The organism is Pseudomonas sp. O39 (genome assembly GCF_045447295.1).
GTDB classification, from domain to species: Bacteria; Pseudomonadota; Gammaproteobacteria; order Pseudomonadales; family Pseudomonadaceae; genus Aquipseudomonas; species Aquipseudomonas antarctica_A.
In genome coordinates, this window is record NZ_JBJGXV010000031.1 from 49,318 (window position 1) to 68,245 (window position 18,928).

17 protein-coding genes and 1 pseudogene are annotated in these 18,928 nt (G+C 59.8%); 11 read left to right on the forward strand and 7 right to left on the reverse strand.

Annotation, left to right across the window (positions count from 1 at the left end; genetic code table 11):
* Positions 1-70: 70 nt before the first annotated feature.
* A complete protein-coding gene (locus ACI77D_RS27215; protein WP_407017878.1) occupies positions 71-631 on the reverse strand; it encodes a hypothetical protein in 561 nt (186 codons plus the stop codon).
* 508 nt (positions 632-1,139) lie between these two features.
* Between ACI77D_RS27215 and ACI77D_RS27220 the strand changes: the two genes are divergently transcribed.
* From ACI77D_RS27220 to ACI77D_RS27235, 4 genes and pseudogenes are all read left to right on the forward strand, one after another.
* Positions 1,140-1,361 (forward strand): hypothetical protein, encoded by a 222-nt coding sequence (locus tag ACI77D_RS27220; protein ID WP_407017887.1) that lies wholly within the window; start codon positions 1,140-1,142, stop codon positions 1,359-1,361.
* A 187-nt stretch (positions 1,362-1,548) separates the two neighbouring features.
* Positions 1,549-2,742 (forward strand): annotated as a pseudogene (locus ACI77D_RS27225) (tyrosine-type recombinase/integrase).
* A gap of 20 nt (positions 2,743-2,762) precedes the next feature.
* Positions 2,763-4,349: an ABC-F family ATPase gene (locus tag ACI77D_RS27230; protein WP_074851754.1), complete on the forward strand. Its 1,587-nt coding sequence runs from the start codon at positions 2,763-2,765 to the stop codon at positions 4,347-4,349.
* 264 nt (positions 4,350-4,613) lie between these two features.
* Positions 4,614-5,789, forward strand: coding sequence for an MFS transporter (locus ACI77D_RS27235; RefSeq protein WP_407017879.1), 1,176 nt, complete (start codon positions 4,614-4,616; stop codon positions 5,787-5,789).
* On the opposite strand, the gene ACI77D_RS27240 is transcribed toward ACI77D_RS27235, so the two are convergent.
* Positions 5,783-6,820, reverse strand: a complete 1,038-nt coding sequence (locus tag ACI77D_RS27240) for a hypothetical protein (protein ID WP_064452274.1) — start codon at positions 6,818-6,820, stop codon at positions 5,783-5,785. The two genes, ACI77D_RS27235 and ACI77D_RS27240, sit on opposite strands and share 7 nt — an antisense overlap.
* 240 nt (positions 6,821-7,060) lie before the next feature.
* The gene (locus ACI77D_RS27245) at positions 7,061-7,672 is read right to left on the reverse strand and encodes an FMN-dependent NADH-azoreductase (RefSeq protein ID WP_064452273.1); all 612 of its coding nucleotides are present in this window, start codon (positions 7,670-7,672) and stop codon (positions 7,061-7,063) included.
* Between the two features lie 232 nt (positions 7,673-7,904).
* On the opposite strand from ACI77D_RS27245, the gene ACI77D_RS27250 reads away from it, so the two are divergent.
* The 3 genes from ACI77D_RS27250 to ACI77D_RS27260 all read left to right on the forward strand — a co-directional run bounded on the left by ACI77D_RS27250 (position 7,905) and on the right by ACI77D_RS27260 (position 10,472).
* Complete coding sequence (locus ACI77D_RS27250) at positions 7,905-9,077, forward strand: MFS transporter (protein ID WP_407017880.1); 1,173 nt, start codon at positions 7,905-7,907, stop codon at positions 9,075-9,077.
* A gap of 136 nt (positions 9,078-9,213) precedes the next feature.
* On the forward strand, positions 9,214-10,122 hold the full coding sequence (locus ACI77D_RS27255) for a LysR substrate-binding domain-containing protein (RefSeq protein ID WP_221296082.1): 909 nt from the start codon (positions 9,214-9,216) through the stop codon (positions 10,120-10,122).
* On the forward strand, positions 10,119-10,472 hold the full coding sequence (locus ACI77D_RS27260) for an MmcQ/YjbR family DNA-binding protein (protein WP_064452270.1): 354 nt from the start codon (positions 10,119-10,121) through the stop codon (positions 10,470-10,472). Before ACI77D_RS27255 ends, ACI77D_RS27260 begins: the two co-directional genes overlap by 4 nt.
* A 4-nt stretch (positions 10,473-10,476) precedes the next feature.
* Here the strand turns inward: ACI77D_RS27260 and ACI77D_RS27265 are convergent, their stop codons facing one another.
* The 3 genes from ACI77D_RS27265 to ACI77D_RS27275 all read right to left on the reverse strand — a co-directional run bounded on the left by ACI77D_RS27265 (position 10,477) and on the right by ACI77D_RS27275 (position 13,094).
* Positions 10,477-11,763: an amidase gene (locus tag ACI77D_RS27265; RefSeq protein WP_407017881.1), complete on the reverse strand. Its 1,287-nt coding sequence runs from the start codon at positions 11,761-11,763 to the stop codon at positions 10,477-10,479.
* A 120-nt stretch (positions 11,764-11,883) separates the two neighbouring features.
* Positions 11,884-12,267 (reverse strand): DUF1294 domain-containing protein, encoded by a 384-nt coding sequence (locus ACI77D_RS27270; RefSeq protein WP_221294641.1) that lies wholly within the window; start codon positions 12,265-12,267, stop codon positions 11,884-11,886.
* Positions 12,264-13,094, reverse strand: coding sequence for an undecaprenyl-diphosphate phosphatase (locus ACI77D_RS27275; protein ID WP_064454929.1), 831 nt, complete (start codon positions 13,092-13,094; stop codon positions 12,264-12,266). Before ACI77D_RS27275 ends, ACI77D_RS27270 begins: the two co-directional genes overlap by 4 nt.
* Positions 13,095-13,323: 229 nt before the next feature.
* Here ACI77D_RS27275 and ACI77D_RS27280 point away from each other — a divergent pair, with 229 nt between their 5' ends.
* The 3 genes from ACI77D_RS27280 (at position 13,324) to ACI77D_RS27290 (ending at position 16,165) form a co-directional block, all read left to right on the forward strand.
* On the forward strand, positions 13,324-14,958 hold the full coding sequence (locus tag ACI77D_RS27280; protein ID WP_064452267.1) for a methyl-accepting chemotaxis protein: 1,635 nt from the start codon (positions 13,324-13,326) through the stop codon (positions 14,956-14,958).
* A 101-nt stretch (positions 14,959-15,059) separates the two neighbouring features.
* The gene (gene pnuC, locus ACI77D_RS27285) at positions 15,060-15,623 is read left to right on the forward strand and encodes a nicotinamide riboside transporter PnuC (protein ID WP_064452266.1); all 564 of its coding nucleotides are present in this window, start codon (positions 15,060-15,062) and stop codon (positions 15,621-15,623) included.
* Positions 15,620-16,165, forward strand: coding sequence for an AAA family ATPase (locus ACI77D_RS27290; RefSeq protein WP_221296081.1), 546 nt, complete (start codon positions 15,620-15,622; stop codon positions 16,163-16,165). The genes pnuC and ACI77D_RS27290 overlap by 4 nt, the downstream gene beginning before the upstream one ends.
* 10 nt (positions 16,166-16,175) lie before the next feature.
* On the opposite strand, the gene ggt is transcribed toward ACI77D_RS27290, so the two are convergent.
* Positions 16,176-17,900, reverse strand: coding sequence for a gamma-glutamyltransferase (ggt, locus tag ACI77D_RS27295; protein WP_407017882.1), 1,725 nt, complete (start codon positions 17,898-17,900; stop codon positions 16,176-16,178).
* Positions 17,901-18,059: 159 nt separating this feature from the next.
* Here ggt and ACI77D_RS27300 point away from each other — a divergent pair, with 159 nt between their 5' ends.
* Positions 18,060-18,707, forward strand: a complete 648-nt coding sequence (locus ACI77D_RS27300; protein WP_407017883.1) for a TetR/AcrR family transcriptional regulator — start codon at positions 18,060-18,062, stop codon at positions 18,705-18,707.
* Positions 18,708-18,928 lie beyond the last annotated feature (221 nt).

Sequence of the window (18,928 nt, forward strand, 5' to 3'; positions counted from 1 at the left end):
AAAGTCAGCCGCTATAGCGGCAAGGCATCGTCACGCCTAAAAAATCAAACTAGCTAGATGGGGATAGATTTCAAAACCTCCCCTTTACTCGATTCAAAAAAACATATACGAAATTTCTGTTTATGTCGTCGGCACATGAAAGAATGGACTTTCTAGTCTGGATCTCCATATCTTTTTGATACGAGCCGACTTGGATAAGTTGTTCTAGCGTATCGGGTGGCAGCTTAGCAAGTAAGCTTACATCTGTTAAAAGAGGAGTAATCACCGCATCACTTTTATCTCTCGCAGTCAGGTACGATTTGTACGACATCGTAACTTTCGGAAAATAGATAGCAGATACAGCTTCTATCCTATGCTTTACTGGATCACCGAGTTGAGATTGGTATCTCTGAATGTTGGTCATAAAACCCTTCAGATCGATACGTTTTTCCGCATAGTCTCTAAACGTAGAGATCAACGTTCTATGAGCATTTGAAAACTTATCAAAATCCGCATAAACACTTTCAAGCTTTGAGCGGAGAAGAGCTTTATACTCTTTATTGGACTGCAAAAAAAACATAAACAATGACGTACCAACACCACTACCAAGAAACGTTGCTGCGACTACTTGAGTAAAACTCAGCTCAGCCATATCCCACCAGAACCAGTTCAGTTGATTTAGCTGTGAAGCTTATATCAAAGCCCAACGCCCTGCGAGGCAAACTAAAACTCAAATGAGCTAGTGCGTTTCTCGAACCTTTTCGATCCGCCTACACACCTCCCCATAGGATGCTCAGCGCAGACTCACCTCATACATTAAAAACTCTCAACCCCTAACCAAATGCCTGCCGGTAAGCGGCGGGCGAGGTATTCCTATGCCCGAATTAACGTACGAACAAAAACTGGTCGATTACGCGACAGCGCCGAAAGCCACCGCGGGAATCATCAGCCAGATCGAAAACGGCAACTTCGTCAATCACTGGTGCGGAAAGCTGCGCGGTAAGTTCGTGCAAACCGGCCCCACCTGGAAGGCATCCAATAAGCAGCAGGCACTGGAATCAGCGCGACAGTTCCGGCAGCAATGCTGGGACGAAGCAAAAGCCAAAGGCCTTCTCCCCGCCCAACCCACCTTCTGCCGCCCAGCGCGGCAAGGACACCACATGTTCGCAATCAAACTCACCCTGATCCTGCTGAGCGCTTTGCTGTACCTGGTCGGCAGCGGCTGCTGGTTCTTCTGGATCGCCCCTTGCCTTCTGGAAGACGGCGAAACAGCCGACATCCTCTACGCCTTCGCCGGCACCTGCGCCTGGCTGCTGATCACCTTCGGTTTCATCGTTCACATCATCAAGACAGCGCGGCCCACTGCGGCCGGCGGGAGGTAGATATGTCAGCGGCAGAACAACTCAGCGATGGCGTCACCGGTGACAAGGTTCCCGAGGCGCAAATGGCCGAAATCCTCGGCACCACTATCGCGGCGCTGCGCTCGAAGCGCGCCAGGAACCAGATACCTCTTGGCGTCTGGAATAAGCATGGCAGCAGGATCATCTACAGCATCAGGAGATATTACGAATGGCTCGAAAGTCAGTGGGTCTGCCCGCAGGAATGGACCTCCACCACGGATCGATCCGCATCCGATTTATGTGGAACGGCAGCCGGCGCAGTGAAACGCTCCCCTATCCCGCGACACAGAAAGGAATCAAATCAGCCTCACAGGTTGTTGATCAGGTAAAGGGGCTGATCAAGCTGGGGTTGCTCGACGACGACAAGTACGCCGAGCTATTCCCCAGCTCCAGCAACGTCGCAGGCGGGAAGATCAACTTCGGCGAGTACGCTCAGCTCTGACTGGATAGCCGTGAGGTAGTGGCCGGCACGAAGGGGAACTACAAGGGAGCGCTAAACAGGTACTGGATGCCTGGGCTGGCTCTGGTGCGGATCGACCTGATCACCACCACGCTGCTCCGCCGGGTTATGGCTTCCAGGGAGTGGAAGTCGCCAGGGGTGAAGCGCAACGCGATCTCGAAGCTGTCGACAATACTGAACTCCGCTGTGTCTGAGGAGTTGATCCCAAAGAACCCGGCGGCGATCCTGGAACTGCCCAAGCGCAGTAAGAAGGAAATCGACCCGTTCACTCTGGACGAGGCGAACCAGATCATCGCCAAAATGTACGAGCACAGTCACTGGCCGAGCACGATCTATGCGGCATTTTTTGAATTTGTGTTTTTTACGGGAATGCGCCTATCCGAAGCCCTGGCGATGCGCTGGGATGCGGTTGACGAAGAGAAGAGGACGGCCCACGTGTGTCGCGGGATCGCCTTGGGGGAAGTGGTGGAGCGTACGAAAACCGGCGGAGATCGATTCGTTTTGTTGAACGACCGGGCCATGCACGCCCTGCAATTTGCCAGGGCGTACGCGGAGCGTCGGAAAAAAGGCAAAGGGAAAGTGCTGGAAACGCCCTTCATTTTCCCGCCATCAAAGAACTCGGAGTACGTGAAACAGACATCTGACCTGCACAAGCAGTGGATTCCGACTCTGAAAGCTCTGAATATCCGTCGTCGGCCGCCATACAACTGTCGTCACACCTATGCGACAATATGCATTATGTCTGGCATGAACCCCGCCTTCATCTCCCAGCAGCTCGGCCATAGTGTGCAGATGCTGCTCTCGACTTATGCGCGTTGGATCAACTCAAGCTCGGACTGGAGCGAAATGGAAAAGCTCCAGATTGGTCCCAAATTGGTCCCAGCTCAAATAAGCGCACCCTAAGCTATTGATAGGTAAAGTAATTGATCTCCACAGCTAACATCACCATGCAGTTCGGCGCCAAGCCGCTCTTCGAGAACGTCTCGGTCAAGTTCGGCGCCGGCAACCGTTATGGTTTGATCGGTGCCAACGGTTGCGGCAAGTCGACCTTCATGAAAATCCTCGGCGGCGACCTCGATCCGTCCGGCGGCCAGGTCATGCTGGAGCCGAACGTACGCCTGGGTAAACTGCGCCAGGACCAGTTCGCCTACGAAGAATTCACCGTACTCGACACCGTGATCATGGGTCACGAGGAACTGTGGAAGGTCAAGGCCGAGCGCGACCGCATCTACTCGCTGCCGGAAATGAGCGAAGACGACGGCATGGCCGTGGCCGAGCTGGAAACCGAATTCGCCGAGATGGACGGCTACACCGCCGAATCCCGTGCCGGTGAGCTGCTGCTGGGCCTGGGTATTCCCCTGGAACAACACTTCGGCCCGATGAGCGAAGTGTCGCCAGGCTGGAAACTGCGCGTATTGCTGGCCCAGGCGTTGTTCTCCGACCCTGAAGTGCTGTTGCTCGACGAACCGACCAACCACCTGGACATCAACACCATCCGCTGGCTGGAAAACATCCTGACCCAGCGCTCCAGCCTGATGATCATCATCTCTCACGACCGTCACTTCCTGAACAGCGTGTGCACCCACATGGCTGACCTGGACTACGGCGAGCTGCGCCTGTTCCCGGGCAACTACGACGAGTACATGACCGTGGCGACCCAGTCCCGCGAGCAACTGCTGTCGGACAACGCCAAGAAGAAAGCGCAGATCTCCGAACTGCAATCGTTCGTCAGCCGCTTCTCGGCCAACGCCTCGAAAGCCAAGCAGGCCACTTCCCGCGCCAAGGCGATCGACAAGATCCAACTGGCCGAGGTCAAGCCTTCGAGCCGTGTGAGCCCGTTCATCCGTTTCGAACAAACCAAGAAACTGCACCGCCAGGCGGTCATCGTCGATCGTATGGCCAAAGGCTTCGACGGCAAGCCGCTGTTCAAGGACTTCAGCTTCCAGGTCGAAGCCGGCGAGCGCGTGGCGATCATCGGCCCGAACGGTATCGGCAAGACCACCCTGCTGCGCACCCTGGTCAACGAACTGACGCCGGATGCGGGTAGCATCAAGTGGACCGACGCCGCAGAATTGGGCTATTACGCCCAAGACCACGCTTCGGACTTTGAAGACGACATGAGCCTGTTCGACTGGATGGGCCAATGGACCCAAGGCGAGCAAGTGATCCGTGGCACCCTGGGCCGCATGCTGTTCTCCAACGATGAGATCCTCAAGTCGGTCAAGGTGATTTCCGGTGGTGAGCAAGGTCGCATGCTGTTCGGCAAGCTGATCCTGCAAAAGCCGAACGTGCTGATCATGGACGAACCGACCAACCACTTGGACATGGAATCCATCGAAGCGCTGAACCTGGCGCTGGAAAACTACCCGGGCACGTTGATCTTCGTCAGCCACGACCGTGAGTTCGTATCGTCCCTGGCCACCCGCATCATCGAGTTGAGCCCAAGCGGCGTGATCGACTTTAGCGGCACCTACGACGACTACCTGCGTAGCCAAGGCGTGGTGTTCTAAGTCACTTAAGCGCCATTGTGGCAAGCGGGCTTGCCCCGCGTTGGGTTGCGAAGCGGCCCTAAAACCAGACACCGCGTTCTGCCAGGCAGAACGCGGTGTTTTTTATGGGGGCTGCTGCGCGGCCCAACGCAGGGCAAGCCTGCTCGCCACAAAAAAGCCGACCGGGCACACTCCCCTGCGAATCAAACAAACTAGTTAGCCTGCTTCCTTTTCCCCCAAGCCCTTGCCATCATGCCGTCACCGCCCGCCCGCGAACGAGTGACCATGCCTGCCGCCGCCCCCACGTCCCTGTCGATCACCCGGCAGATTGTCTCCATCGTCTTCTACACCTTCATCGCCTTTCTCTGCATCGGCCTGCCGATCGCGGTCATCCCGGGCTATGTGCATGAGCAATTGGGCTTCAGCGCCGTAGTGGCCGGGCTTACCATCGGCTCGCAATACCTGGCGACCCTGCTCAGCCGTCCAATGGCCGGGCGGATGTCGGACAACGTCGGCACCAAACGCGCGATTGTGCTGGGCCTGTCGGGCATCCTGGCCAGCGGCGTGCTGACGTTTTTCGCGACATTACTTGAGAGCGTGCCTGCCTTGAGCCTGGGCATTCTGATCGTCGCCCGGTTGCTGCTCGGCGTAGCCCAGGGCCTGATCGGCGTGGGCACCATCAGTTGGTGCATGGGTGCGGTAGGCGTCGAACACACAGCACGCTCGATTTCCTGGAATGGCATCGCGTCCTACGGCGCCATTGCGATTGGCGCGCCGCTGGGCGTGGTGATGGTGGCGGACTACGGCTACACCAGCCTCGGAATCGCCCTGTCAGTATTGGCGGCAGTGGGCCTGGTGCTGATCCGCAATAAACCGTCGGTGCCGGTGGTGCGCGGCGAGCGGCTGCCATTCTGGGCGGTGTTCGGGCGCATCGCCCCGTTTGGCGCCAGCCTGTGCCTGGCCTCAATCGGCTACGGCACGCTGACCACCTTTATCACCCTGTATTACCTCAATCGCGGCTGGGCCGGCGCGGCGTACTGCCTCACAGTGTTTGGCGTGTGTTTTATCCTTTCGCGCCTGGTGTTTATCTCGGCCATCAGCCGCTTTGGTGGATTTACGGCGGCGATTGCCTGCATGACCATCGAAACCATGGGCCTGACCCTGCTGTGGCTGGCGCCCTCCACAGGCGTCGCCCTGATCGGTGCCGGCCTGACCGGTTTCGGCTTGTCGCTGGTCTACCCGGCGCTGGGCGTGGAAGCCATCAAACAGGTGCCCAACAGCAGCCGTGGCGCCGGGTTGAGTGCCTATGCCGTGTTTTTTGATTTGGCCCTGGCGATCGCCGGGCCATTGATGGGCGCCGTAGCGCTGAACCTCGGCTACGGCTGGATCTTCTTTTGCGCGGCGCTATTGTCCGTCACAGCGCTGGGCCTGACCGTACTGCTCAAGCGTCGAGCTTACTGATCAGCCGTCTGCAAACCGGCGCGGGTCGATTGCCCCAGGGTGTGGACGAAGAAGCGCCCCGCCTCTGAAATAAGGTCGCGGTGGATGCCTTCGCGGTCTACACCGTCGGCATCTGTACAGATGGCCGGCATTGTCGCCAATTGATCGCTGTCACACGGCGCCATGAACACGAAGTGCCCTGCTCCGGCCAACAGTTTGAAATCCGGCGGCTGCGGCAGTTTGCGGGCCAGGGCGGCGGCATTCTTGTCCACCGCCACCAACTTGTCGCCATCGCCACTGTAGAGCAGCACCGGCACATGCACGTCGGCCAGGGTATGGCGGCCAAACATCAGGCTCAACGGTGCCATCAGCATCAAGGCGTGGATTCGTGGATCGGCCTGCGGCTGCAAATCATCGCGGTCGACCACTAACTCGCCGTTGGTGGTGCAGGCGTCGCGGTCTTCGGGGCGTTCGTGGCAATAGCGACGCAGACGGTCAAAATCCGGCTTGGCACCCGCGAGGATCAATGCAGTTTCGCCGCCGGCCGAATAACCGATAACACCTACCTGATCAACGTTCACGAAAGGCGACAGCATCGGGTCGCCGAGGGTGGCCGTGATCGCTGCGGAAATCTGGATCGGCCGCCCATACAGGTTGCTCACCGTGCCCAGTCGGCTGTGGTCCTTGTAGTTGTCGCCAGGGTGCAAAACAGCCACCACCACAAAGCCTTTGCGCGCCAGCGAGGTGGCCAGGTCATGCAGCGCCAGCGGTGTGCCTGTGTTGCCGTGGGACAACATCAGCATGGGGAAACGGCCAATGGCGACCTTGGAGTCTTCCGTGGCGGCGACGTGATAAGGCCCCATCTGCGTGCTGTGGTCATCGTCGGTAGACGGATAGAACGCGATGGCTTTCATCGGCTGCTGATCCAGCGGGTCGAGAAAACTCATGCGGTGGAAGCCCACACTCCAATGCGGGTGCGGTGCTGGCGCGGCGTGCACTGAAATCAGGCTACCGAGCAGGGAAAGAACCAAAACGGCACAAAGACGCATCATGGGGATGTCCACCTTTGCTGCGCGACCACGATCAACACCCGCGGCATATCGATTTGAAAAGTCCATGGTTCAAGGCACTCGCACCGGGTGATAAACCCATACCTGCATAACCTGGGCCAAAGTAGTGACAGCGGGTAAACGAAAAAACTCCGTACTCCGATCGTTTGAGGCGATCAGAATACAGAGTTTAGGCGCCTGGGCTCAGATTGGAACCGAGCAAAGGCGAAATTTACACAAGCCTTACGCGGCGGCGAACAATTGTTCGTTGATGACGACGTTAGCGTCGCTCAGTGCTTTGCTGCGCACTTCCTCACCGTAGGCCAGGCCTTGGGCGCGGACAAACTCAATGTCAGTGATACCGAGGAAGCCAAACACCAGCTTCAAGTAGTCTTCGTGGCCGACATTGCTCGCCTGACCGGCGTGCAGGCCACCTGCTGTGGACACAATGATCAGTTTCTTGCCACCGCACAGGCCTTCAGGGCCAGCTTCGGTATAACGGAACGTCTGGCCGGCCACCGCGATGCGGTCGATCCAGGCCTTGAGCTGCGAAGGCACCGAAAAGTTGTACATCGGCGCGCCAATCACCACAGCGTCGGCAGCGATGAATTCAGCCAGCGACGAAGCGCTCAGCTCGGCTTCGTGCTTTTGTACGGCGTCACGCAACTCGGCAGCGGTGCCCAGTGCGCCGAGGGTCACGCCGGAAAAGTGGCTGATGCCTTCGCTGGCCAGGTCGCGGTAAGTCACTTCCACACCCGGCTCAGCCGCTTGCCAGGCCTTGACCACACCAGCGCTGAGCTGACGGGAAGCCGAGTTGTCGCCGAGGATGCTGGAATCGATATGCAACAGTTTCATGTGGGATCTCCAAGTGAGGATCGCGACGAGGCGACCGAGTGAGGTTGATGCTACACATGAACCCAATGTTCGATTAGAGGGCTGAAATGCGATTGTTTGTCCTGCCAGCAGGACAATCCAAATTCAGCAAAAACCCAATCCCACACCGTCGCTGTCCACTCCTCTACCACGCTGGATTTAACGCGCGCTTCACTTCATTCTCGCCGCAGATTCGACAGCCACCGGGCACGCCATGCACGCACACTCCCCCACCCTGACCAAAGGGCTGACCCTTCTTCTCGCCATTTGCTGCGGGTTTTCGGTCGCCACGATCTACTACAACCAGGCCATGCTGCCGCTGATTGCCAACACCTTCGAGGTGTCCACCGCGCATGTTGGGCAGATAGCCATGCTCACGCAAATCGGTTACGCCTGCGGCCTGCTGCTGTTTGTACCGCTGGGCGATCGCATCAGCCGGCGCACCTTGATCCTGGCGGTGCTGTGCATCAACTTCATCAGCCTGCTGGCCTCGGCCACGGCGCCGTCTTATGCCTGGCTGCTGATAGCGAGCTTGCTGTTGGGGCTGTCGGGCATCAGCGCGCAGGTGATCATTCCCGCCGCCTCGGACCTGAGCGCGCCCGAGCAGAAAGGCGCGGTGCTGGGCCTGATGGTCAGCGGCCTGTCCGCGGGTGGTTTGCTGGCCAGGACCGTCAGCGGTGTGGTCAGCGGCTGGCTGGGCTGGCGCGGCATGTTCGCGATGGCGGCGGCATTGGATGTGGTGCTGTTCCTGGCGATCCTGACGCGCATGCCCGTGTCGATTTCCACCAGCAAACTTGCGTATGGCGCCTTGCTCAAATCCCTGTGGGGCCTGGCCAGGCAATACCCGACCCTGCGCCAATCGGCGATCAAGGGCGCCCTGGTATTTGGCGCATTGAATGTGTTTTGGGGCTCTATGGCCGCGCTGCTGGCCTTGCCGCCGTATGGGTTTTCCAGCGCGCAGGCTGGGCTGCTGGGCCTATCAGCTATCGTCGGCATTCTCTGCGCCTCGACCATCGGCCAACAAACCCGCCGCCATGGCCGTCTGCTGGAGCGCGTCGGCATCACCACGGTGCTCGTGGCGTTTATCCTGATTTACACCCTGGGGCCCCAAGGCTGGTGGTGGCCGATCCTGATCGCGGCGACGTTTCTCGACCTGGGAAACCGGACCAACCAACTGGCTAACCAGACCCGCGTATTGGCACTGGAGCCGTCAGCCACCAGCCGACTCAACACGGTGTTCATGGTGGTTTATTTTATCGGTGGCGCCTTGGGTTCCGCAGCCGGTGCTTTCGCCTCGCAACTCTACGGCTGGCAGGGCCAGGCACTCACCGGTGCGGCGTTTGCCGGGCTCGCCCTGTTGCTCACGGTGTTCAGGGCAAGCGAATAAGCCTGTGGCCGGCTTGCAGTTCTGAGCCTTGCATGCCTGTCATAGCCAGCGTCCACAAGGCGCTGGCTTTTTTGTAGTGGATTTGCCCTCGTCAGACGCGGATAGTTCGTCCCACTGACAGGACAACAGGTTGACCATGCAAGACCTCAACGACCTCTACTATTTTGCCAAAGTCGTCGAAGCCGGCGGCTTTGCGGCCGCCGGGCGGCTGCTCGGGATTCCCAAGTCACGGTTGTCGCGGCGGATTGCCGAGCTGGAAGAACGCCTTGGTGCACGCCTCTTGCAGCGCACCACTCGCCAATTGACCCTCACCGCCGTCGGCGAGCGCTACCTGCGCCATTGCCAGGCCATGCTGCTGGAGGCGGAAATGGCCGACGAAGCCGTGGCGAGCATGTCCAGCGAACCGCGCGGGCGCTTACGGGTCAGTTGCCCGGTGGGCATGGCCCAGCACATGCTGCCGGACATGGTCGCCGGTTTCCTTGCCGCTCACCCGCTTGTACAACTGGAAATGACCCTGGTTAACCGCCGTGTCGACCTGGTGGCCGAAGGCATCGACGTCGCCCTGCGCGTGCGCGAGTTAGGCGATGAAGACCCGCTGCTGGTGACCAAGCGCCTGCGCCAGGCCCAGACTATCCTCGTCGCCAGCCCTGAATTCATCCAGGGGCGGCAAATCAACAGCCTCGAAGACCTCAAGCAACTGCCGGTGCTCGGCGCACTTGAAGCTGACCGCCTGGTGCACCTGCGCCTGATCGACCCGCAAGGCAATAGCGAAGACCTGGCGCTGGAAGCCCGCCTGGGCATCGACGATTTCATCGTGCGCAAAGCCTGCGCCTTGAAGAGCCTGGGCTTTACCGTGCTGCCAATGATGTATTGCGAAGAGGAATTGGCCAGCGGTCAATTGGTGCAGTTGTTGCCGCAGTGGTCGTCACCCGGCGGCTGGCTGCAGGCGGTCTACCCGCACCGGCGTGGCGTACTGCCGGCCATCCGAGCCTGGATCGACTACCTGGAAGAAGCCTTCAAGGGTTGCGGAGACCGTTTGCTATGAAAATGACCGAAGAACAAGTCGCCACCTTCTGCCTGAGCCTGCCCGGCGCGCGGGAAGACTACAAATGGGGCGGCGTGCGGGTGTTTTCCATCGCCGGCAACAAGATGTTCGCCGTGCAGCACCTGCGGGGCGATTCATTGGCGTTCAAGGTCGACAAAGAACTGTTCCTGGGCCATGTGGACCGCCCCGGCATCCACCCGGCGCCGTACCTGGCACGGGCGCAATGGATCATCATGAACACGCCCTACCCGCTGAACGCCGAGGAACTGCGTGGCCTGTTGCAACGCTCGCACCAGTTAGTGGTGAGCAAGCTGCCCAAGCGCACGCAAGTGGGACTCAAGCTGGAGTGACCGCTCAAAGCGGGAACGGCAGCGCGCGCTCAATGGCCGCTGCCGCCGCCAACGCGACATGCTCGTGCCAGGGTCGCGCGACAATCTGCACGCCAACCGGCAAACCGGCGTGATCAGTTCCGCCGCGCACCACCACACAAGGCCAACCCGCCAGGCTGTAAGGCAACGTGTGACTGAACAGCCCTGGCCGAGTCTCTCCCAGGCGGGTTGCCGGCGCCGCGTCGACAGGGCACAGGATAAGGTCGTAGTCGGCCATGAACCCCAGCATGGCCGTGCGAAACTGATCCCAATCTGAAAGCAACTGTATCGACTGCGCGCCGGTGCCTTTACTCATTGCCCAGTAGCGTTCGGTAATGTCGCGGGCATTGCTCAACGCCGATGGAAAGGCCGGACGGATCAAGGCGCCTGCACGTTCCAACAGAGCGGCCACTACCTGCAGTGTCTCTTGCGTGATTGCGTCGACGGACTCAATGCCGCCATCGCTGTACCAGGCGACTCGCAAACCCTTCAGCGTTTGAGTCTGCATACCGCGCAACGGCATCGGAATCACCCCGGCATCGCGCCCATCTTCACCGGCAATGACCTGCAGCACCAGGGCCAGGTCTTCGACATGCCGGGCCATCGGGCCAATCTGACTGCGATAGTCACTCAACCCGCCCGGGTGATCAAAGACACCGGTGTTAGGCACACGGCCGCTGGTGGGTTTCAACGTACAGACACCACAAAAATGTGCGGGGACGCGCAAGCTGCCACCGGAGTCGCTGCCCAGCCCCAACGGTGAAAGCCCAGCAGCAATCGCCGCCGCTTCGCCACCACTGCTGCCTCCGGGGCTATAGGCAAGCGCATGCGGGTTGCGCGTGGCGCCGTAGACAGGATTGTGGGTGACACCGCCGCCGCCACCCGGCGGGCAGTTGCTTTTGCCAAGCAAAATGCCGCCGGCGGCTTTCATGCGCGTCACCACCACGGCGTCCTGTTCCGGCAGGTAGTGAGCCCGCTCAGTCAAACCCACCGCCGACACCACGCCGCGCGTGTCGATAACATCTTTGACCGTAAAGGGAACGCCGTGTAACGCGCCCCAATAATCACCGTTGGCGACTGCATGATCCGCCGCCCACGCACTGGCCAGCGCCGCCTCGGCACACACTTGAACCAAGGCGTTAACCGAAGGGTTGAGCGCCTCGATACGTGCGAGGTAGGCGGAGACAATGGCAGTAGATGAGAGCTTGCGCTGTTGAATCAATGCGCCAAGTTCGGTAGCAGAATGGCGTAGCAATGAATCCGATAAAGACATCCGTATTACCCCACTGCGTTCAGTGCTTTGAGCATAACGCCGGTGTATCGCCCATTCATATGGTCGATTGAGTGAGGCGCTTCCCGCAGGCTTGTAGGGTATATCCCAAGCGCCTCTACCCTATAAAACCGCCAGCAACGTGCCGCCCAGGAATAGCTGATCGAGCCAGAACACCTCGTGCAGCAACACAATCACCCAGAACAGCACCTGGTAAGACACCTTGCGCGTTTTGTGGCGAAACACCTGCTGGGCAATCAGCGCCCCCGGCCATCCGCCCGCGAGCTCCACGGCGTGCAGGATATTTTCCCGAACGCGCGGGCCCTCCGATTGCGCCTTGCGCTTGTCACCCCAGTACAGAAAAAACGCCACCACACTGACGACGCCGTAGGCCGCCAGCGGAATCACCGTCTCGCCGCGATACCACACCAACGCCGCCCCAATCAGCGGCGCGGCGCACAACAACACAAAGATCAGCGCCTTCAGGCGCGGGTGCTGAATGTTCATGGCTTGACCGCCGTCCAGTCGATCCAGCCAAACTGCCAGGTCGCCAGGATCACCAGGCCGAACGCGATCCGATACCAGGCAAAGGCCGCATAGCTGTGGCTGGCAATAAACTTGAGCAAGGCCTTGACCGCAATCATCGCGAAGATGAATGAAGTGACAAAACCGATGGCAAACACCGGCAAATCATCGGGCTGGAACAGATGACGGTACTTGTAGCCCGAGTACACCGCCGCACCGACCATGGTTGGCATGGCCAGGAAGAACGAGAATTCGGTAGCGGTTTTGCGCGACAGACCGAACAGCAAGCCGCCAATGATGGTGGCGCCGGAGCGCGAGGTGCCCGGAATCATCGCCAGGCATTGAGCAACGCCGACTTTGAGTGCGTCTTTCCAGGTGATTTCGTCCACTGTTTCAGCGTGGACCGCATGTTGGCGGCGCTCGGCCCACAACATGATCACGCCACCCACCACCAGGGCGGTGGCCACGGTGATCGGGTTGAACAGGTAGTGCTTGATCAGGTCGGCAAAAATCACCCCCAAGACCACGGCCGGCAGTACCGCGATGATCAGGTTGACGGTGAAGCGCTGCGCGTTGCGCTGGGTCGGCAAGCCGATCACCACGTCGAGGATCTTGCGCCGAAACTCCCACACCACAGCCAGGATCGCGCCCAACTGGATGATGATGTTGAACGCTTCAAAACGTTCGCCGCCGAAGCCGATCAAGTCGGCAACGATGATCTGGTGCCCGGTGCTGGAAATCGGCAGGAACTCAGTCAGCCCCTCCACAACGCCAAGAATCAATGCCTGTATGGCGGTCCAAAAGTCCATATTTCCCCCAAAGGTCATGCGCGGCGGCATGCCTTGTCTGTCTTTTTAATAGTTCACTGACGACGAGCACACTCAAGGCCCGGTGTGGATTTTCAACATCGGGCCGCAAAAATTTCGTGAAAAATCAGGGAGTACTCAGGTTTTTCGATTACAGGCCGAAAGCCTATCAGACAAGCCGGAAATGTCGATGCAGCGCCCATTATTATAAAAAGCACGGAGTGACAGGACGATGAACAGTTTGCGCAGCATGTCGATCAGCCGCCGTCTTTGGCTGATCCTGATAGTCGCCGTGTTGATGCTGCTGACCCTCGGGTTGCTGATGCTCAAACAGATCCATGGTGACCTCTACCAAGCCAAAAGCCAGCAGACACAACACGTGGTGCAGACGGCCAGCGGTGTATTGGCTTATTACCAGAACCTCGAGAAAACCGGCGTATTGACCCGCGAAGCGGCGCAAAAGCAGGCCCTGAGCGCGGTGCGCGGCCTGCGCTACGACCACGACGATTATTTCTGGATCAACGACCTGACGCCCGTGATGATCATGCACGCGGCCAACCCCAAGCTGGATGGCCAGAACCTCTCGGCGATCCGCGACCCGGACGGTTTTGCGGTGTTCAACGAGTTCGTGAGCCTGGCCAAGGCCAAGGGCGCCGGCATCGTTAACTACCGCTGGCCGAAACCGGGTGCTGAAGCGCCGGTGGAAAAGACCTCCTATATCCAGCTGTTCGAACCCTGGGGCTGGATTATCGGCTCCGGCGTCTACGTGGATGATGTGCAGGCCGAGTTCAAAGGCCAGGTGTGGAAAACCTCGCTGATCGGCCTGGTCATTGCACTGATGATGGCGGTGCTGGTCACGTTGATTGCCCGCAGTATCGTGCAGCCGTTGCAGACGGCCGTGAACGCGATGGCCAATATTGCCAGTGGCGAAAGCGACCTGACCCGCAGTCTCGACACCCACGGGCGCGATGAAGTCACCCAGCTTTCGCAGCACTTCAACAGCTTTACGGCAAAGTTGCGCCAGGTGGTCAGCCAGCTGCAGGTGTGCGCCAACGCCCTGGGGCAGTCCTCCACGGAGTTGGGCACCAACGCCCAGCAGGCCCATGACCGCAGCCAGCAACAATCGCAACAGATGGAGCTGGTGGCGACGGCGATCAATGAAGTGACGTACGGCGTGCAGGACGTGGCGAAAAACGCCGAGCACGCCGCCAGCGAAATGCGTGATGCCCAGGCCCAGGCGCAGCAGGGCCAAGTGAATATCGACGGCAGCTTGCAGCAGATCGACCAGCTCTCCGGCACCATCAGCCAGGCCGTGGAGGTGATTCGCACGCTGTCCAGTGAAAGCACGCAGATCGGCGGCGTGCTCGAAGTGATTCGCTCCATCGCCGACCAGACCAACCTGTTGGCCCTCAACGCCGCCATCGAAGCCGCACGCGCCGGTGAGCAAGGCCGTGGGTTTGCCGTGGTGGCCGATGAAGTGCGGCTGTTGGCCCAGCGCACGCAAAAATCCACCGCAGAGATCCAGGCGATGATCGAGCGCCTGCAAGGTCACTCGGAAGCGGCCGTCAAGGTGATCAGCGACAGCCATAGCGCCTCGCAACTCACCATCGCGCAAGCCGGCCAGGCCGGTGCCAGCCTGACTGCCATCGGCCAGGCGTTACATAACCTCAATGGCTTGAACGCCTCGATTGCCAGCGCGACCTTGCAACAGGCGCATGTGGTGGAAGACATCAACCAGAACGTCACCCAGGCAGCCGGTTTGTCTCACAGCACAGCGCTGGCGGCGGAACAATCCAGCGTGGCGAGCGCACATCTGCGCGAGTTGAGTGAACAGCTCAATGGGCTGCTGCGCCAATTCAAGGTCTAGCACCGTTCAACAGGTGGGAGGCGGCTCGCCCCTCCCACATTGGTCCTTCGACATTTTGAAGTTACAATCCCCGCCCTCTCCCACCTCCCCAAGGAACCGCCATGTCCGGGCTTGAACTGTTCGCCGCCGCCCTGGGGGTGATCGCTGTCTGGTTGACGGTCAAACAGAACCCCTGGTGCTGGCCCATCGGGCTGGTGATGGTGCTGCTTTACACCTGGGTGTTCTTCGACGTGAAACTCTATTCCGACATGCTGCTGCAGGTGGTCTACGCCGCCCTGCAACTCTACGGCTGGTGGCAATGGACCCGCGCCGGTGACGTCAAGCAAGGCCGCCAGGTCAGCAGCCTCGGCTGGCCTTCGATCATGACCAGCCTGGCCGTCGGCGCAGTCTTCAGCCTGCTGCTCGGCGCCGCCATGGCCCACTGGACCGATGCCGCCCAACCCTGGCTTGACGCCGCCCTCACCGGCTTCAGCCTGGTGGCACAAATGTGGATGGCGCAAAAACGCGTGCAATGCTGGCCGCTGTGGATTGCGGTGGACGTGATCTTCGTCGGGCTGTTCCTCTATAAAGGCCTGTACCTGACGGCCGCGCTTTACGCGCTGTTCACCGTGATTGCCGTGCAAGGCTGGCGTGAATGGCGCGCCGACCCGGCGTTGCACGCATGAAAGTTGTGGTACTGGCCGGTCCTGAATCCAGCGGCAAAAGCTGGCTGGCGGCTGAACTGCATGCACACTTCGGCGGGCTGATGGTCGGTGAATACGTGCGGTACTTCATCGACCACTATCAGCGTGACACCACCCTGGCGGATATCCCCGCCATCGCCCGGGGCCAACTGGCCTGGGAGGACGCCGCGCGCGCCGAGCAACCCGGGCTGCTGATCCTCGACACGCACCTGCTGACCAATACGCTGTGGAGCCAGACGCTGTTCGGCGACTGCCCGGCGTGGCTCGACAGCGAGTTGCTGGCGCGGCATTACGACCTGCACCTTCTGCTTTCGCCCGAGGATGTGGAATGGACCGCCGACGGCCAGCGTTGCCAACCGGAACTGGCAGACCGCCGGGCGTTTTTCCAGGGCAGCCTGGACTGGCTGCAACAGCACCGGCAGCCCGTGGTAGTGATTCGTGGGGGTTGGCAGGCACGCCGCGACCAGGCCTTCGCCGCAGTCGAACAACTACTGCAGGAGCAAGCTGGCTCGCTCCTGCAGTAGTTGACGGCGTTTAGTAGCCCAAAGACAGGCCGGTGTTGCGACGCGGGTCGTTAGCCCCGTAGAAACGGTTGTTGCCTACCGGCTTGCCACCCAGTGACGGTGCGCCCACCAGGATCGCGGCCAAGTGGTTGGCGTCCTGTGGACCGGCAAACTTGTGGCCCCAGCTTTCCAGGATCTTCTGGGTGTCCGGGCTGACGGCGAAGGCCTCGAGGTTGGTGGTCTCAGGCATCCACTGCTGGTGGAAACGCGGGGCGTCGACGGCCTCCTGGATGTTCATCTTGTAGTCGATGACATTCAGGATGGTCAGCAAGGTCGCCGTGATAATCCGGCTGCCTCCTGGCGTACCCACCACCATCACGGCCTTGCCGTCTTTGGTCACGATGGTCGGGCTCATCGACGACAAAGGCGCCTTGCCCGGAGCGATGGCATTGGCCTCACCCTGGACCAGCCCGTACATGTTCGGTACGCCGACCTTGACGGTGAAGTCATCCATTTCATCGTTGAGGATCACCCCGGTCTTGCTCGCCATGACGCCGGCACCAAACCAGTCGTTCAGGGTGTAGGTCACCGATACGGCGTTGCCCCACTTGTCGACGATGGAGTAATGCGTGGTGTTGTTGCCTTCATGGGGCGACACACCCGGCTTGATCGCCTGGGAATCCCCGGCTTTCTGCGGCTCGATGGCTGCGCGCAGCTTGGCGGCGTAGTCCTTGTCCAGCAAATGAGCGACCGGGTTCTTCACGAAGTCCGGGTCGCCCAGGTAGCTGTTACGGTCCACGTAGGCGTGGCGCATCGCTTCGATCTGGTAGTGCAGGCCTTGGGCCGAGTGATAGCCGAGGTCGGCCATCGGGTAGCCTTCAAGGATGTTCATGATCTGGCAGATCACCACGCCACCCGAGCTCGGCGGCGGTGCCGAGACCACGTGGTAGCCTCGGTAGTCGCACTCGATGGGCGCCAGTTCACGGGTCTTGTACTTGTCGAGGTCAGCCTGGGTGATGATGCCTTTGTCGGCCTGGCTGGAATCCACCAACGCCTTGGCGACCCAGCCTTTATAGAAACCGTCGGCGCCCTTGGCGGAGATTTCCTTGAGGGTCTTGGCCAGGTCTTTCTGCACCAGCTTCTGGCCGACCTGCATCGGCTGGCCGTTGTGCAGGAAGATTGCGCGCAGGTCCTGATCTTTTTCGAACTCGCCGGTGGCGGTGTGCAGCAGGTCGATATCACCCTGCTCCAGTTCGAAACCGTTTTCCGCCAGCTTGATCGCCGGGGCAATCACCTGGGCGCGCTTGAGGGTGCCGTATTGGCTCAGCGCCGTTTCCATACCGGACACCGTGCCGGGTACGCCGACCGCCAAATGGCCCTTGGCGCTCAGGCCGTCGATGACCTTGCCGTCTTTGTCCAGGTACATGTCGGCCGTCGCCGCCAGCGGGGCTTTTTCGCGGAAGTCGAGGAAAGTCTTGCGCCCATCCGCCAGTTGCACGGTCATGAAGCCGCCGCCGCCCAGGTTGCCCGCCGCCGGGTAGACCACAGCCAGGGCGTAGCCCACGGCCACAGCCGCATCGACCGCGTTACCGCCGGCCTTGAGCACATCGACGCCCACGTGAGTTGCCAAATGCTGGGCCGTGACCACCATGCCATTTTCACCGGCCACCGGGGCCTGGGAAGCGGCTTGCACACCGCTGACGGTCAACACCAGTGCGGTGGCAATCAGGGTACGGCTGAAGGGTTGGTATTTCATCCATGGCTACTCTAGTTATTAAGACGCACCAAAATAGCCCGACTGGATTCCAATCCCCAGCGCAATGGCGTTTTTATTACAGAACTTGTCGGTCACAGAACGGCCGCAAAAATGCCCATGCTATATTTCGCGCCTTGACTGTCGGTAAGGCGCTTTTTAATGGTGATCAAGAAGACCGGTATTCGCGCCCAACAGGCCGACCAGACACGTGCGCGCATTCTGCAGGCGGCGGTCCAGGTGTTCACCCGCGACGGCTATTCCGGTGGGCGCGTCGATACCATCTCCAAGGCGGCCGACTCCAACGACCGTATGCTTTATTACTATTTCGGCAGCAAGGAACACCTGTTTGTCTGCGTGCTGGAGCACATCTACGAGCAGTTCAATAAAGCCGAAAGCAAACTCAAGCTGAACCTGGATGCGCCGGTGCAGGCGCTGCGCGACTTGGTGGCGTTTATCTGGAATTACTACGTCAAACACCCCGAGTTCGTGGCGATCCTGAGCATCGAGAATCTGCACCAGGGCAAGCATGCCCAGCAGTCCGGCGAGATGCGCCGGCTGTCGGGAGAAGCCGTCGGCGTATTGCGGCCGATCATAGAAGCCGGCCAGGCCCAAGGCGTGTTCCGTCAGAACATCGACCTCAAGCACGTGTACTTGATGATCGCCTCGCTGTGCTACTTCTATAACTCCAATCGCCACACCCTCAGTTCCTTCCTCGGTGAAGACCTGTCGGCTAAAGGGCCGCAGCAGGATTGGCTGGGGTTTATCAGTGATTTGGTAGTGCGCGGGGTCACGCCGACCTCGCTGTAGAAACCGGCTCAAACAGTGGGAGCTGGGTTGCCTGCGATAGCCATAGGTATCTACATATCTTTTTTTACGGGTTGAGTGCTGTGGTTGTCGGGGGGGCGCTGAGTGCATATCCGTTGTTTGGGTCACGGCTGACATGGGTTCCGCCCTTACGGCGGGTCACTTTTGAAAAGAGCCCAAAAGTAACCAAAAGGCTCATGCCCCACCACTCGGCACCTCGCCAG

Excerpts from the sequence above, each read along its gene's own strand:
- ACI77D_RS27215 (WP_407017878.1), bottom strand. The coding sequence starts at position 631 with ATGGCTGAGCTGAGTTTTACTCAAGTAGTCGCAGCAACGTTTCTTGGT.
- ACI77D_RS27220 (WP_407017887.1), top strand. The coding sequence starts at position 1,140 with ATGTTCGCAATCAAACTCACCCTGATCCTGCTGAGCGCTTTGCTGTAC.
- ACI77D_RS27235 (WP_407017879.1), top strand. The coding sequence starts at position 4,614 with ATGCCTGCCGCCGCCCCCACGTCCCTGTCGATCACCCGGCAGATTGTC.
- ACI77D_RS27240 (WP_064452274.1), bottom strand. The coding sequence starts at position 6,820 with ATGATGCGTCTTTGTGCCGTTTTGGTTCTTTCCCTGCTCGGTAGCCTG.
- ACI77D_RS27245 (WP_064452273.1), bottom strand. The coding sequence starts at position 7,672 with ATGAAACTGTTGCATATCGATTCCAGCATCCTCGGCGACAACTCGGCT.
- ACI77D_RS27250 (WP_407017880.1), top strand. The coding sequence starts at position 7,905 with ATGCACGCACACTCCCCCACCCTGACCAAAGGGCTGACCCTTCTTCTC.
- ACI77D_RS27255 (WP_221296082.1), top strand. The coding sequence starts at position 9,214 with ATGCAAGACCTCAACGACCTCTACTATTTTGCCAAAGTCGTCGAAGCC.
- ACI77D_RS27260 (WP_064452270.1), top strand. The coding sequence starts at position 10,119 with ATGAAAATGACCGAAGAACAAGTCGCCACCTTCTGCCTGAGCCTGCCC.
- ACI77D_RS27265 (WP_407017881.1), bottom strand. The coding sequence starts at position 11,763 with ATGTCTTTATCGGATTCATTGCTACGCCATTCTGCTACCGAACTTGGC.
- ACI77D_RS27270 (WP_221294641.1), bottom strand. The coding sequence starts at position 12,267 with ATGAACATTCAGCACCCGCGCCTGAAGGCGCTGATCTTTGTGTTGTTG.
- ACI77D_RS27275 (WP_064454929.1), bottom strand. The coding sequence starts at position 13,094 with ATGGACTTTTGGACCGCCATACAGGCATTGATTCTTGGCGTTGTGGAG.
- ACI77D_RS27280 (WP_064452267.1), top strand. The coding sequence starts at position 13,324 with ATGAACAGTTTGCGCAGCATGTCGATCAGCCGCCGTCTTTGGCTGATC.
- pnuC (WP_064452266.1), top strand. The coding sequence starts at position 15,060 with ATGTCCGGGCTTGAACTGTTCGCCGCCGCCCTGGGGGTGATCGCTGTC.
- ACI77D_RS27290 (WP_221296081.1), top strand. The coding sequence starts at position 15,620 with ATGAAAGTTGTGGTACTGGCCGGTCCTGAATCCAGCGGCAAAAGCTGG.
- ggt (WP_407017882.1), bottom strand. The coding sequence starts at position 17,900 with ATGAAATACCAACCCTTCAGCCGTACCCTGATTGCCACCGCACTGGTG.
- ACI77D_RS27300 (WP_407017883.1), top strand. The coding sequence starts at position 18,060 with ATGGTGATCAAGAAGACCGGTATTCGCGCCCAACAGGCCGACCAGACA.